Raw genomic sequence first — 15,322 nt, forward strand, 5'->3', positions numbered from 1 at the left:
TTTTGTCAGTCGGCAACTTCTAACTTCTAACTTCTAACTTCTAACTTCTAACTTAAAAAAAATGGGAATATTCAAAATAGAAGGTGGTGTTGCTCTTAAGGGCGAAATCACTCCACAAGGAGCTAAAAATGAAGCTTTGCAAATATTGTGTGCCATATTATTGACCGACGAAAAGGTAACTATCAATAATATTCCAGACATTATCGATATCAATAAATTAATTACCCTATTGGGGAATTTAGGGGTGAAAATCCAAAAAAACGGACCGGGTTCTTATACCTTCAAGGCCGATGAAGTCAATGTGAAATATCTTGAAACAGAAGCTTTCAAAAAAGAAGGAGGCTCCCTGAGAGGTTCGATTATGATTGTTGGTCCGCTTTTGGCTCGATTCGGCAAGGGATATATTCCTAAACCCGGTGGAGATAAAATTGGTCGCAGAAGATTAGATACCCATTTTGAAGGATTTATCAATCTTGGGGCGAAATTTCGTTACAATCGTGAAGACCATTTTTATGGAGTGGAGGCACCTGATGGATTGGTGGGTGCCGATATGTTACTTGATGAAGCATCGGTTACTGGAACTGCCAATATTGTGATGGCTGCTGTTTTAGCCAAAGGAACAACGACCATTTACAATGCTGCTTGCGAACCTTATTTGCAACAATTGTGCAAAATGATGAATGCAATGGGTGCTAAAGTGTCCGGCATCGGTTCGAATTTATTGACAATTGAAGGAGTAGAAAAACTTGGAGGTTGTGTGCACGGAATCCTTCCTGATATGATTGAAATTGGAAGCTGGATAGGACTTGCTGCAATGACCAGAAGCGAAATTACCATTAAAGATGTAAGTTGGGAAAACCTCGGTCTGATTCCAAATGTTTTTAGAAAATTGGGTATTACTTTAGAAAAAAGAGGCGACGATATTTACATTCCTGCTCATAAAGATGGTTATCAAGTAAAAACCGATATCGATGGTTCTATTCTGACCGTTTCCGATGCGCCTTGGCCAGGATTCACGCCCGATTTATTGAGTATCGTTTTGGTTGTGGCAACCCAATGCAAAGGGGATGTCCTTATTCACCAGAAAATGTTCGAAAGCCGTTTGTTTTTTGTGGATAAATTGATAGATATGGGAGCCAAAATCATCTTGTGTGACCCACACAGAGCGGTAGTAATCGGTCATGATTTCAAATCGCAGCTCAAAGCAACAACAATGTCTTCACCCGATATTCGTGCGGGAATTTCCTTATTGATAGCTGCACTTTCTGCCAAAGGAACGAGTACCATTCAAAATATTGAACAAATCGATAGAGGTTACGAACGAATAGACGAGCGATTGAGAGCCATCGGTGCTAAAATCGTAAGGGCATAATTTCTATTTCAATAAAAAAAACTGAACCTCAAAGGTTTGAAAAAAACTTTGAGGCTTTATAAGAGACAAAATGACCAAAGAACAAACTGCAATAAAAGCCACTTATTTTAGTATAGCAAGCAATGCATTACTAGCTTTAATTAAAGGATTGGCTGGGTTTTTTGGCAATTCCTATGCTTTGACCGCAGATGCAATCGAGTCGACGACGGATATTTTTTCGTCCTTGTTGGTTTTGTTTGGGATTAAATATTCGAACAAACCGGCTGATGATAATCATCCCTATGGACACGGTCGTGCAGAACCTTTGGTGACTTTCTTGGTGGTTGGATTTTTGATTACTTCAGCAACAATCATAGCCTATGAAAGCATTGGCAATATTAATACTCCCCACGAATTGCCTGCTTCTTGGACGCTGATAATTCTTGGGACTATTATTTTGTGGAAAGAATATTCATTTCGATTGGTAATGAAACGAAGCAAAGAAGCGAATAGTTCCTCTTTGAAAGCGGATGCTTGGCATCATCGTAGTGATGCCATCACTTCGGTTGCCGCTTTTACAGGAATTTCAATTGCACTTTTTTTAGGAAAAGGCTATGAATCAGCCGATGATTTAGCAGCGCTTTTTGCATCGGGATTTATTTTTTATAACAGTTATAAAATTTTCAGACCTGCCTTAGGAGAAATCATGGACGAACATTTGTATGATGATTTGGTGGTCGAAATACGAAAAGTTTCACTGCAAGTACAAGGTGTCGAAAGCACCGAAAAATGTTTTATTCGAAAAGCTGGAATGAAATACCACGTCGATTTACACGCTATTGTCAATGCCAATATCACAGTGAGAGAAGGTCACGATATATCGCATTTGTTAAAAGATACTTTACGTGCAGAAATTCCAGAATTAGGACACGTTTTGATCCATATTGAACCTTCGTATTCTTAATAAAAGTCTTTATCCTACTCCAAAACATTCAAGATTTTCAATCCAAAAACAACACCATTTTCCTGAATTCCGTTTTGATAGGAATGCACATAATCCAAACGAAATACTTTCAATTTTCCAAATCCTAGGTTATCCAAACCCACTGTAAATTCGGAATATGGTTTTATGTCAGGAGTGGCGAGCGCATGAAAACCTAAAACCAAAGTAGCGTTTAATTTGTTCAATAAGGGTATTTTATTCATAATGTAGCCATTGTCGTTGTGTTCTAAATGTGCTTCAAAAAACTCCTTATTGGTGCTGTTCGAATAGTACGGCATCAGATTGAAAACGTTCAAATAGCGGTCGCTCGTGCCTACGTGAGTTCGGTTTCCGTTGAAATGTTTGTAATCTACAAAAGAGATGTTGTCTCCGTTGATAAAGGTGCCCGCTTTCAGATTTATTCCTAAAGTCCCTTTGTTTCCGGCCTTAAAATCATATCTGATTTGTCCCGTAAGCAATTGGTATTCGTATTTTTTTTCATTCGATGCAAAAGCGTTTTCATATCCGAAATAGAGTGTCGGATAGTCATTGTTTCGAATATTAATTTTTCCGTCAGGTCTCGAAATGTATTTGTTTCCGAAATTGATTCTCGCTAATACCGACGCTTTCGTAAGATGATGTTTTTCTATCGCAGGAGTCAAATTATCTTCCGGCAGCAAGGGATTATTAGAACTGTAAACATCGTCACTTTTTATAAATGTTTGGGTTGTGGTATTAAATAGCGGTTTTCGTTGCTGGTATTCCAAAGTTCCTCTCAAGTAAAAATTATTGCCAACATCTTGTCCATAGGTTGCGCCAGCAAATTCTTTATTGTATAATTTCATATAATTGTCTACAAAAAATAGGGAGCTAACCGTATTAATGAATTTTGAAATGGGCTCTTCAGGATTGAATTGATTTACTTTGGTTCCGCCAAAAACAGTCAGTGTTGCGTAATTTTGATGGTTGAAGCGATGGTAATAATTGGCAGTGACACGCAGTCTATCGTCAGAAAATCCATAATTAAATTTGGTGGTGATTGACGTAGTTTTTCCTTTTTCTTCTTCTGCGGCCCAATTCCTGAATGAAAATCCAGAGTCTAAATTCCAACCCTGAACGGTGTTGAAATTTAAGGACGACAAATTCAATACGCCATCATAGCCAAAAGAAATTTTCTTACTGCTGTTTTTCCAATTATACCCTGTGATTGGACTGTAAAATTTGAATTTGTTTTCTTTTTTGTCAATCGAATCTAAATATTTTTTTGAGGTTCGCACTGCACGTACACTGTCTTTTTTGATGTAATCCGTGTTCTCTTCGATAGTCAACGGAATAGTCCTGATTTGATTCCAAAAAAGACTGTCCTTTTTATTCGAATTGTTTTCGAAACTTACAATTTCGTTGGTAAACGTTTTTTTGGCAAACGATTTTTCGAATTCATAATTACTGTAAACGTAGGAAAATTTTCCGTTGAATTTTATGCCAAAAATACCAGCGGAAAACTCAAGGCTTTGGGTGTTCTTGGCCCAAATTTTATTGTTTTTGTTAAAGCTGAAATTTTGTTTCAACTTCATCACATCGACAAATTCTTGATGCATTCTGTAGCCTTTGATGTCTAAATCTACGGCGTAAATAGCCCAAGAATCTTCTACAATATAAATGTAGCCTTCAAAAATAGGTTCGGCATCTCGTTTGGCAATGACTTTTATTTTGTTGATCATCAAATTGTTCTCGTCTTGAAAAGTGCCTTCTAATTTGTATTTATAATAGCTGAAAGCATTGTCGGCAATCGGGGAAATCATTTTGCTATTGAAATCTAAAGTATTGTCGTAAAAATCATAAATAGTAGCTCGGGCCGTATTATAGCTGAAGCCTTTATTGTCGCCGCTTATTTTTGAAGCGATGATTCTTTCTTTTAAATTGTCAGGTTTTTCAAAAATTATTTTCGAAACCGTTTCCGATAAATAAATGATACCAGTTCCTGTTGAATCGACAGCGCCGTCTAAATCACCAACTTTTTGGCCTAATATTTTTTTAGGCAAATCTTTCACTTTAAAAATGCCACGGGAATAAAAATCGGCTTTGAAACGGGCTGTTTTCTCCGAGTTCTCTTTTTTACTTTTAATAGCATTTCTAATAACGGCATTCGCAGGATTGTCTTTGGTGTTTATGACTACTTCCGACAGCGAAAGATTTTCTTCAACCAATTGGATGTTTTGCACGAACGGGAATTGGTCTATTGTCAGGGTGATTTTTTGGGTTTTGTATCCCAAATATTGATAAACAATGGTGTGTTTCCCGGTTTTTTTGAGGTTTAGTTCGTAATTGCCTTTGTCGTTCGAGGAGGTACCGTTATAGGTATTCGCTTCTAAAACAGTAACAAGCGAAAGTGGAGTTCCATTGCTATCAGTAATGGTGCCTCTAATTTGTGAATAGGAAAATAATGAAACCAGAAAAGCGAGTAGCAAGTAAAAATTTTTCATCAAGTAATTTTTTCTTACAAATATACAAGTAGGAACAAATTAGATTCCTAAAATTTTGTTATAATATCTTGAATCTGGGAATATTTTATTTGATGACAATCTATAGTAAAGACAGTATTGCTAGTTCGTAGCTTTTCATGCCAAAACCAAGGATAACACCTTTGGCATTGCCAGAAATATAGGACTGATGGCGAAAACTCTCGCGAGAAAAAGTGTTCGAAATATGCACTTCGATTACGGGAGTTGTAATGCTTTTTATAGCATCGCCAATGCCAATGGAGGTGTGGGTGTAGGCTCCGGCATTAAGAATAATTCCATCGTACGAAAATCCGAATTCCTGAATTTTGCCAATCAATTCGCCTTCGATATTGCTTTGAAAATAAGAAAATTCTATTTGTGGAAATTTAGTTTTTAGGATGGCAAGATAGTCTTCAAAGGTTTGTGAGCCATATATTTCTGGTTCGCGTTTTCCTAATAAGTTGAGGTTGGGTCCGTTGACGATGGCAATTTTCATTGATAATGTTTTTGTAAAAATAAAAAAACCGTTTCAATAAAAACGGTTTTGATTCACTAATGATTTAATTTTCTTAAAATAGTATCCCTGCCGATAGCTGTAGCACGGAGTTTTTGGATTCGGCATTAGGAGAAATCTCTGTCAAACCTAATACGTATCTGCCTTGTACGAATAGACTTTTTGTGATTTTAAAGCTTAAGCCTGCATCAATAGCAAAATCAAAAGTATTCGAATTGGACACATCAAGTTTGTTTTTTTCGCTCAATAAAAATGAAGCTTGCGGTCCCAATTCTAAACTAAAGGCTTTGCTGAAATAGATTTTTGCCATAACTGGCATAGCGATATAACCCAATTCGTTTTCGATATCGCCTGCGATTGTTTTATAGGTAGCCCCTTGCGTACTGTACAACAACTCAGGTTGAATGGCAAATTTTTCAAGTAGCTTGATTTCAGAGACTAGACCGGCGTGATAGCTTGTGATAGCATCTGTTTGGATGCTTGTTCCCGAAAAGTTAGCGTAATTTAATCCTGCTTTCACGCCAATTTTTAGTAATTGAGCTTGGCTACTGAAGGCTGCAAGGGCTAGCAAAGCCGAAAGGAAAAATTGTTTTTTCATAATTATGGTTTTTAAAGATGTAGTGGACTATTCTAAAAACTCTTTTAGACTCCTTTTATTGTCTTAGGTCGGCATAATAGTATCGTTTTTGTCATTGCTCATTTCTGGGCCAAATGAAGAATGTGATAATTTAGACGAGCTGTTTTTGGTTAATTGTTAAAAAACCTGTTGATAACTATGTTAATAACGATATAAAAATGTTTATAACTCAAAAAATTTATAAGTTAAATTTGTTTAATTAACTTTAAATAAAACAAAAATGAAAAAAATTATTTTATCAGTAGTGGCGGTTTTTGCATTTGTACTTGCAAACGCTCAAGATGTACCATCAGGTGTCGGTTTCTCTAAAGGAGATAAATTTGTTGAAGGAGCTTTTAGCTTTCGTTCAGGTGATGTGGAAGATAGTTGGTCATTCACTCCTAAAATGGGATATATGCTTGACGATAAATGGGCAGTTGGAGGTTTTTTAGCTCTTGCTGGTCAAGATAATGGCAGTAAAGAAACGGGAACTTTTGGACTCGGTGGATTTGCTCGTTACTATTTCTTATCCTTAGGTGCAAGTAAAAGTTTTCAAGCGTATGGAGAAGTTGGTTTAGGTTATTCGGCTGTTACCACAGAAATAAATAATAATGGTAAAAATACTAATAGTTCAATAAATGCAAATATTGATTTAGGAATGAATTACTTTTTCACTAAACACTGGGCAGCTACATTTGAATTGGCAAACATCTTGAGCTATAATAATGTAAATCCTGAGCAGGGATCAAATTCTAGTGATTTGAACGTAAATGTGAACTTGTTCAACAATATTTTTGCAACGCCTCAATTCGGATTATTGTACAAATGGTAATTTGAAATCGATTTTACTTTAAAAAACCATCCCACAGGGTGGTTTTTTTTATGGTTATTAAATATTAGGATTTAATTAAGAGATTTAAGGTTATTATTCTGTACATTTAATAGGGATTTTGAGCATTAATTTAAATATTTTAAATCATGAAAAAAATTATTTTATTGGTTCTTTTGGCTTTGGTAATTACCAATGGTTATTCACAAAAAAAAGGTGCTTTTAGAGTTGGACTAGATGTGGGGTATGTGCCTGCAGGTGGCGGAGGTGGTGGTCTATTGACAATCGAACCTAAATACAATATTACGGAAAATATGAATGTTGGCTTGCGATTTGGCGGAGCTGCTGTAATTCGAGATTTAGAATCCAATGTTGGTGATAGCTATACTGCTAAGGTTGCCGGAATTAGTTCTTTTGTTGGTACTTATGATTATTACTTTCACAAATCAGGATCAGGAAGTTCTTTTGCACCTTATGTAGGTGCGGGTCTTGGGTACTATTCTCTAGCAAATGTAGAAGTGGATGATTCTGAAGTTGACAGCGGCGTATTGAATCCCTCCGTTTCTAGCGTTTTTGGTGGTTTAATTCGAGGTGGTTTCGAATGGACCGGATTTAGATTTGGGTTAGAATATAATTTTCTTCCCAGTAGTGATTTGGAAGATTTTGATGGGAATAAAGTGGGAACAGCAAACAACGCCTATTTTGGGGTGAGTATTGGCTTTTTTGTTGGTGGTGGAAAATGGGGTGCAAAAGCTCCTTGATTTTATTAAAAGTTTTAAAACCACGTCAACGGCGTGGTTTTTTTATGTCTAAAATTAGCTTTTCTTTGCACAATGAATTGGAACGCTCAAATCAAAAATTACCAATCCTATCTCAAAATTGAGAGGGGTTTGTCGAAAAATACAATCGATAATTATTCTTTCGATATCGAGCGATTGTGCCTTTTTTTAGAACAAAATGCCATTGAAGTTTCGCCGATAAAAATCAGTGAGGAAACGATTCAGCAATTCATTTATAGTGTTTCAAAAGAAGTAAATCCGCACTCACAGGCCAGAATTATTTCAGGGTTAAAAAGTTTTTTCAGCTATTTAATTTTTGAAGATTATCGACAAGACAATCCGATGGAATTGATAGAAACTCCTAAAACAGGTCGGAAACTTCCCGACACTTTATCCGTTGAAGAGATCGACGCTCTAATTGCTGCCATAGATTTGAGTTCTAATGAAGGAGAACGGAATCGGGCTATGTTGGAAACTCTTTATGGTTGCGGGCTTCGGGTTTCGGAATTGGTTTCGTTGAAAATATCGGATTTGTTTTTTGATGAAGGTTTTATCAAAATCACAGGAAAAGGCAGTAAACAACGTTTTGTACCCGTTAGCGAGTTGACTCAAAAGTACATCGTGTTGTATCAAAATTATAAAAGAACGGATTTGAATATCAAGAAAGGTCAGGAAGATACTTTGTTTTTGAATAGGAGAGGAAGTCAGTTGACAAGAGCAATGATTTTCACGATAATCAAAGATTTGGCTGCGAAAATAGAATTGAAAAAAAGCATTAGTCCACATACTTTTCGGCATTCCTTTGCAACACATTTATTGGAAAACGGCGCCGATTTGCGTTCGATTCAATTGATGTTAGGCCACGAATCGATTACGACTACGGAAATTTATGTGCATCTGGATAGACGATTTTTAACCGAGGTGATGAATGCTTTTCATCCGAGGAAATGATGATTAAATTCCAATAAAAAAATTCCAAATCCCAATTATAAAGTATTGGAATTTGGAATTTTTAAAATTAATTTAAGATTTTACTTTGCTATATTCACCGCTCTAGTTTCTCTAATCACAGTTACTTTCACTTGTCCGGGATAGGTCATTTCGGTTTGGATTTTCTGTGAAATTTCGAAAGATAAAGTAGCTGCATTTTCATCGGATACTTTTTCACTTTCTACAATAACACGGAGTTCTCTACCCGCTTGAATTGCGTAGGCATTTTTCACACCTCCAAATCCGTAAGCTACTTCTTCTAAGTCTTTCAAACGCTGAATGTACGAATCCAAAACTTGTCTTCTGGCACCTGGTCTGGCGCCTGAAATAGCATCACAAACCTGAATAATTGGCGATAGTAATGATTTCATTTCGATTTCGTCGTGGTGTGCTCCAATCGCGTTGCAAACTTCTTCTTTTTCACCATATTTCTCCGCCCATTGCATTCCTAATAAAGCGTGAGGCAAATCGCTTTCGGTATCAGGAACTTTACCGATATCGTGCAATAAACCAGCTCTTTTAGCCAATTTTACGTTCAATCCTAATTCGGCAGCCATAATTCCACAAAGTTTGGAAACTTCGCGCGAGTGTTGCAATAAATTTTGCCCGTAAGAGGAACGGTATTTCATTCGTCCAACTACTTTTATCAGCTCAGGATGCAAACCGTGAATGCCTAAGTCAATTACGGTACGTTTACCCACTTCAATAATTTCGTCGTCAATTTGCTTGGTCGTTTTAGCGACCACTTCTTCAATTCTTGCCGGGTGGATACGACCGTCAGTCACTAATTTGTGCAATGACAAACGTGCAATTTCTCTACGAACAGGGTCAAAACAAGAAAGAATAATCGCTTCTGGCGTGTCGTCAACAATGATTTCGACGCCTGTTGCGGCTTCAATTGCTCTAATATTTCGTCCTTCGCGACCAATAATCCTACCTTTTACATCATCCGATTCGATGTTGAAAACAGAAACGCAATTCTCTACCGCTTCTTCTGTTCCCACTCTTTGAATGGTGTTGATGATGATTTTTTTAGCTTCTTGTTGAGCAGTCAGTTTCGCTTCCTCGATTGTATCTTGAATGTGCGACATCGCTTCGGTTTTGGCCTCAGCCTTCAATCCTTCGATCAGTTGGCTTTTTGCTTCTTCAGCCGAGAGACCCGAAATCACTTCAAGATGTTGCAATTGGCTTTTGTGAAGTCTGTCAACTTCTGCTTGTTTTTTGTCTAGAACATCTATTTTGGTATTGAATTCTAAAGTTTTCGACTCGTATTCGTCATTAACTCTTTTGGCTTTGGATAACTCGTTCGAAACTTGTGATTCTTTATCTCGAATTCTTTTTTCGACTTCAGCCATTTTTTGGTCACGAGAAAGAATGACCTGCTCGTGTTCTGCTTTCAATTCGATAAATTTTTCTTTTGCTTGAAGGATTTTATCTTTTTTGATGTTTTCTGCTTCAAGATTGGCGTCTTTTAAGATCGATGCGGCTTCTTTTTTTGCGTTTTTAATCAAATTAGAAATATTACTTTTTTCGATGATTTTGGCTAGACCAAAACCTCCAGCAATACCCGCAACTCCTAAAATAATTATTGTAATGATGTCCATAGTTGTTAAAATTTATATATAAAAAAAGCCTACATTAGATTGCTTGTATAAACTCTGAAATACAAGTTTTGAGCTAACTCGCTGTTCAAGCTTCCAAACTGAATTGGCTTGCTATAGTAACGATGATTTGCTCATTCTAAATTGTTAGTGTTGAGTTTACCAAATGTGAACTAATGTAGGCAGTGCTTTAGTTTCTGTAAAGAACGTGTTTTAATCTAGGAGATATTGATCTAATAGCGCATTGATTTTTTTAATCCTTTCGATAGTCGCTACACCATCTATGGCATTATCAATTTGTTTTTGTTCAGTTTGTGCTGCAAATTGTAAAGCGCACATCGCTAATACGTCTTGCTTGTCACGAACGGCATAATTTTCTTCAAATTGCTTAATCATCGTATCGATTTTTTTTGAAGCACTACGAAGTCCTTCTTCCTGAGAGAGTTCCACGGTTAATGGATAAACTCTGTCCGCAATCGATATCTTAATTTTAAGCTTTTCGTCCATATTTTTTATTAATCTGATAGCTGTGCTATACAGTAATCAATTTCACGAATTAATGAATTTATTTTAAGCTTTGTATCTCTTTTATTCTCTTCACTGCCCAGTAATGCGTTGGCCAATTTGAGTGTTTCATACTGTTTTTTTAAGGCTTCAATCTCTTGAGCTTGAGTTTGTATGACAGTTGCAGCATTGGTTAATTCAATTTTCAATTCTTGTGATTTTTTCTCCAAACTATTTATTTTTGCAAATAGTTTTTCGATCTTATTTTCAAGAGTATCAATTATTTCTGCAATTACACTCATAATGCGTCCTAAGTATTACTTAATCTTACAAAGTTAGTATTCCTTTTTATTTTTACAATACTTTATTTGCTTTTTTATCCTAAAAAAAATCAATTGTCAGTATAACAGCGGATTAAGAGCGTGATTGATTTTGTGTTATTTTGTAAACTAGATTTTTTTATCTTAGCAAAAATGTATTTTATGAGACCTAGTCTGTTATTTTTCCTTTTCTGTATTCCTATTTTTGCTCAAATCAATTATCCGAAAGATTATTTTAGTCCGCCATTGGCTATTCCGATGCAGTTATCAGGAAATTTTGGGGAGTTACGTCCCAATCATTTTCATGCGGGCTTCGATTTTAAAACTTTGCAAAAAGAAGGTCTTGAAGTGTACTCCGTAGCCGATGGTTATGTGTCGCGAATTAAAATATCCACTTTTGGAAACGGAAAGACGATTTATATCACTCATTCTAATGGCTACACTTCAGTTTATGGACATTTGCAGCGGGCCGCAGGGCCAATTGAAGATTTCGTCAAAAAAATACATTATGAAGAACAATCTTTTGAAATTGAACGATATTTGAAGCCCGGAGAGATGGTTGTCAAAAAAGGCCAACTTATCGGATTATCCGGAAATACGGGAGCTTCTGAAGGACCTCATTTGCATTTCGAATTTCGGGATAATATCACGGAGAATATTATAAATCCGATGCTTTTTGGGTTCGATAAATTTATGAAGGACACCAAGAAACCTATTATTTTCAATATTTATGCTTATCCTTTAGATAATGAATCTATCGTCAATCAATCCAAAAGACCTCTGTTGCTTAATCTTTCTTTGCAAAAGGATGGTACTTATTTGGCAGATAAAGTGGTGGCCAACGGTAAAATTGGTTTTGGTATCAATACTTTCGATTATGATGACGTTTCTTTCAATAGGAATGGGATATATAAAGTGCAGACTTTTTATAACGGGAATCCTAATTTTGGCTATCAATTTGACACCTATTCTTTTGATGAAATGCGTTATGTAAATGCGCTAATAGACTATTCAATGTATAAAAAAACACAGCAAAGAGTGCAAAAGTTGTTTATGAAAAGCCCATACAATTTAAGTATTATCAAGACCGATGGCAGTAATGGAATCATAAACGTTGTACCTAATTTATCGGGGCAGTATCGAATAGAAGTTTCGGACTATTATGGTAATTTGACTACAGTTGCTATTCCGATTGTGGATGAAATTTTACCGGCAATCATAGCCAAGGAGCCTGTTTCGAAATATTTTGTAAAAGCAAAAAATGAATCTAATTTTTCAAAAGGAAATATATCTGTTTTTTTTCCATCTAATACTTTTTACGAGGATTTTAATTTGAATTTTGATGTAAAAAACGATACTTTGTATCTTCATGATGATTCTGTTCCTGTGAATTCCAATTTTACTATTGAAATAGAAGATCATAAATTTACCGAAACTCAGAGAGAAAAATTATTTATCGCTTCAATTGGTGCCAAAAAGTTGAGTTACAATTACACTTTCCGAAAAGATAATATATTTAAAACCAATGTAAAAACCTTGGGCAAATATGCTTTGGTTTTAGATACAATTCCCCCAAAAATTACTATTGCGAAACCCATAGAAGGCAAATGGTTAACCGATAAGAAGTCCATTCAATTCACCATTAGTGATGAATTGTCAGGTATTAAATCCTATAATGGCTTTCTGAATGGCAAATGGATTTTATTCGAATACGATAATAAAACCAAGAAAATTACGCATAATTTTAGTGATGGTATTGTGGCTGAAGGAGCCAATGAATTAAAAATTATAGTAGTGGATAATTTAGGAAATTCTACTATCTTTGAAACTCGGTTTTTTCGAAGTCAAAAACAATAAAAATAATATCCTTGGGTCAAAATAAAATATTACTCGTTTTCCTAGTTTTCTTTTTTGGATTGATAGCGTCAGGGCAATCTGCTCGCATTAAAGGAGTTATTCTGGATGTGAATAATCAAGCGGTTGCCAATGTGAATGTGACTTGCCAAGGCAAAGGCACACAATCGAACGCCAACGGATTTTATGCATTGACGGTTCCGGCAAATCAGAAGCTAACAGTTGTTTTTTCACATATTTCATTAAAAAAATCTACGATTTCAGTTACTTTAAAACCAGACGAAGATTATGAATTCAATTTGGTGATGAATGATAAAGACGAGCAAATGGGCGAGGTCGTTATTACCGTAAATAACAAAAAACGAGTTCAAGGTGTTACTGTAATTGAACCAGAATTAATTCGTAAAATACCCGGAGCCAACGCTGGTGTCGAAAATATTTTGAAGTCCTTGCCGGGCGTCAATTCTAATAATGAATTGAGTACTCAATATGCGGTTCGCGGTGGGAATTATGACGAAAATTTGGTTTATGTTAATGAAATTGAAGTCTATCGTCCGTTTTTAATACGCTCCGGTCAACAAGAAGGATTGAGTTTTACCAACACCGATTTGGTTCAAAATGTCGATTTTTCTGCTGGAGGTTTTCAGTCGAAATATGGCGATAAATTATCTTCGGTTTTAGATATTACGTATCGAAATCCAACCCAATTTGGAGCTGTAGCTGAAGCGAGTTTTCTGGGAGCTAGTGTCGCTGTTGATGCCGTTTCTGAAAACGGAAAATGGTCCACGGTCAATGGGATTCGGTATCGTAACAATTCCCTTTTAGTAGATAGTCAGGAAACACAAACGAATTATACTCCCGTTTTTGCCGATTTTCAGACCAACGTCAATTTCAAACCTTCGGACAAATGGGAATTTAGTTTTTTGGGAAATCTTTCTTCCAATGATTACAAATACCAGCCTCTGACTCGACAAACCAATTTTGGAACTATCGATGACCCGATGGCCTTGTTGATTTATTATGAAGGACAAGAAAAAGATAAATATACTACCGTTTTTGGTGCGGTCAAATCGACTTATACTGCTTCAAAAAATGCTACTTATAAATTGATCGCCTCGGCTTATCATACTCAAGAACAAGAATATTTTGACATTTTGGCGCAATACCGATTGGGCGAAGTAGATTCTAATTTTGGTTCGGAAAATTTTGGTGACGTCGCTTTCACCCGCGGGATTGGTTCGCAACTCAATCACGCAAGAAATGATTTAGACGCCTTAATTATCAATACCGAATTAAAAGGTATTCACAATTGGAAAAAAAACCAATTTGAATGGGGAGCAAAATTTACTCGCGAATCGATTCGTGATCGAGTGATTGAATGGGAAGTTATCGATTCTGCTGGTTTTTCCATCAATCCGCCGATTAAATTTTTACCTAAAAACGATCAGCCGTATTCCCCGTACACAGGGCCATTGGTTCCGTATCAGAATGTGAGAGCGACAAATTTTGTCGACATCAACCGATTTTCAGGTTATCTGCAATGGAGTCGGAAAGGCTATATTGGCAATAACGAAATTTGGATGAATGCAGGTGTTCGTTCCCAAAATTGGACTGTTTCTGGAGATAATATAACGAGTTCAACTCAAATTACCTTTAGCCCACGAGCACAATTTTCCTTAAAACCCAATTGGGATATGGATATGTTTTTCCGTCTTTCGGGAGGATTGTATCATCAACCGCCATCGTATCGAGAATTAAGAGATGCCAATGGTGTGGTACAACCCGATGTCAAAGCCCAACAATCGATTCATATTGTTTTAAGTAATGATTACAGTTTCAAAATATGGAATCGTCCTTTCAAAATGGTTTCGGAGGTGTATTATAAAACCTTGTCAGACGTTAATACCTATACTCTGGATAATGTTCGAATTCGGTATGTTGCCAATAATAATGCGAAAGCCTATGCCCAAGGTTTTGACTTTAGATTGAATGGTGAATTTGTCCCCGGAACCGAATCCTGGTTTAGTTTTGGATATCTAAAAACCGAAGAAAACAGCGATAACAGAGGATATATTTCGAGACCAACCGACCAAAGATTGAAATTTGCGCTTTTGTTCCAAGATTATATGCCCAAGATTCCAAGCATAAAATTGTATCTGAATTTGGTTTATAATACGGGTTTGCCAGGAGGCTCTCCGTCATATTCTGATCCTTATTTGTATCAAAGTCGATTGAATGATTACCGACGTGCGGATGTGGGCTTCTTCAAAGTTTTGATTGATGAGCAGAATCCATCGGATAGGAAATGGCTTCAACCTTTCAAAGAATTAGCTATTGGATTAGAAATTTTCAACCTTTTCGACAATCAAAATGCGATTACCAATACTTGGGTTCGTGATGTGTATTCTAAAAATCAATACGCGATTCCGAATTATATGACCACACGAGTTTTTAATGTGAAGGTCAATATGAGGTTTTGAT

Annotated in this window: 13 protein-coding genes; 7 read left to right on the top strand and 6 right to left on the bottom strand. The window is 36.2% G+C overall.

Annotation, left to right across the window (positions count from 1 at the left end; translation table 11 throughout):
- Window positions 1-61: 61 nt before the first annotated feature.
- The gene (gene murA, locus E1750_RS14890; RefSeq protein ID WP_133277531.1) at window positions 62-1,372 is read left to right on the top strand and encodes a UDP-N-acetylglucosamine 1-carboxyvinyltransferase; all 1,311 of its coding nucleotides are present in this window, start codon (window positions 62-64) and stop codon (window positions 1,370-1,372) included.
- 70 nt (window positions 1,373-1,442) lie between these two features.
- Complete coding sequence (locus E1750_RS14895; protein ID WP_133277532.1) at window positions 1,443-2,315, top strand: cation diffusion facilitator family transporter; 873 nt, start codon at window positions 1,443-1,445, stop codon at window positions 2,313-2,315.
- Window positions 2,316-2,329: 14 nt separating this feature from the next.
- Here the strand turns inward: E1750_RS14895 and E1750_RS14900 are convergent, their stop codons facing one another.
- The 3 genes from E1750_RS14900 to E1750_RS14910 form a co-directional block, all read right to left on the bottom strand.
- Window positions 2,330-4,816 (bottom strand): DUF5686 and carboxypeptidase regulatory-like domain-containing protein, encoded by a 2,487-nt coding sequence (locus E1750_RS14900; protein WP_133277533.1) that lies wholly within the window; start codon window positions 4,814-4,816, stop codon window positions 2,330-2,332.
- A gap of 100 nt (window positions 4,817-4,916) precedes the next feature.
- Complete coding sequence (aroQ, locus tag E1750_RS14905; RefSeq protein WP_133277534.1) at window positions 4,917-5,330, bottom strand: type II 3-dehydroquinate dehydratase; 414 nt, start codon at window positions 5,328-5,330, stop codon at window positions 4,917-4,919.
- Between the two features lie 73 nt (window positions 5,331-5,403).
- The gene (locus E1750_RS14910) at window positions 5,404-5,946 is read right to left on the bottom strand and encodes a porin family protein (RefSeq protein ID WP_133277535.1); all 543 of its coding nucleotides are present in this window, start codon (window positions 5,944-5,946) and stop codon (window positions 5,404-5,406) included.
- A 259-nt stretch (window positions 5,947-6,205) separates the two neighbouring features.
- On the opposite strand from E1750_RS14910, the gene E1750_RS14915 reads away from it, so the two are divergent.
- The 3 genes from E1750_RS14915 (at window position 6,206) to xerD (ending at window position 8,523) form a co-directional block, all read left to right on the top strand.
- Window positions 6,206-6,796 carry an outer membrane beta-barrel protein gene (locus E1750_RS14915; RefSeq protein ID WP_133277536.1) on the top strand — a complete coding sequence of 197 codons (591 nt, stop codon included), beginning with the start codon at window positions 6,206-6,208 and terminating at the stop codon, window positions 6,794-6,796.
- A gap of 146 nt (window positions 6,797-6,942) precedes the next feature.
- Window positions 6,943-7,554, top strand: coding sequence for a hypothetical protein (locus E1750_RS14920; protein WP_165698063.1), 612 nt, complete (start codon window positions 6,943-6,945; stop codon window positions 7,552-7,554).
- A gap of 72 nt (window positions 7,555-7,626) precedes the next feature.
- Window positions 7,627-8,523: a site-specific tyrosine recombinase XerD gene (gene xerD, locus E1750_RS14925; RefSeq protein ID WP_133277538.1), complete on the top strand. Its 897-nt coding sequence runs from the start codon at window positions 7,627-7,629 to the stop codon at window positions 8,521-8,523.
- A gap of 80 nt (window positions 8,524-8,603) precedes the next feature.
- Here the strand turns inward: xerD and rny are convergent, their stop codons facing one another.
- The 3 genes from rny to E1750_RS14945 form a co-directional block, all read right to left on the bottom strand.
- The gene (gene rny / locus E1750_RS14930) at window positions 8,604-10,166 is read right to left on the bottom strand and encodes a ribonuclease Y (protein ID WP_133277539.1); all 1,563 of its coding nucleotides are present in this window, start codon (window positions 10,164-10,166) and stop codon (window positions 8,604-8,606) included.
- A gap of 210 nt (window positions 10,167-10,376) precedes the next feature.
- On the bottom strand, window positions 10,377-10,670 hold the full coding sequence (locus tag E1750_RS14940; RefSeq protein WP_133277540.1) for a cell division protein ZapA: 294 nt from the start codon (window positions 10,668-10,670) through the stop codon (window positions 10,377-10,379).
- An 8-nt stretch (window positions 10,671-10,678) separates the two neighbouring features.
- Window positions 10,679-10,969, bottom strand: a complete 291-nt coding sequence (locus tag E1750_RS14945; protein WP_133277541.1) for a hypothetical protein — start codon at window positions 10,967-10,969, stop codon at window positions 10,679-10,681.
- Between the two features lie 180 nt (window positions 10,970-11,149).
- Here E1750_RS14945 and E1750_RS14950 point away from each other — a divergent pair, with 180 nt between their 5' ends.
- Window positions 11,150-12,844: a M23 family metallopeptidase gene (locus E1750_RS14950; protein ID WP_133277542.1), complete on the top strand. Its 1,695-nt coding sequence runs from the start codon at window positions 11,150-11,152 to the stop codon at window positions 12,842-12,844.
- A gap of 11 nt (window positions 12,845-12,855) precedes the next feature.
- The gene (locus tag E1750_RS14955) at window positions 12,856-15,321 is read left to right on the top strand and encodes a TonB-dependent receptor (protein ID WP_133277543.1); all 2,466 of its coding nucleotides are present in this window, start codon (window positions 12,856-12,858) and stop codon (window positions 15,319-15,321) included.
- Window position 15,322 lies beyond the last annotated feature (1 nt).

It is taken from the genome of Flavobacterium nackdongense (assembly GCF_004355225.1).
Lineage (GTDB): Bacteria > Bacteroidota > Bacteroidia > Flavobacteriales > Flavobacteriaceae > Flavobacterium > Flavobacterium nackdongense.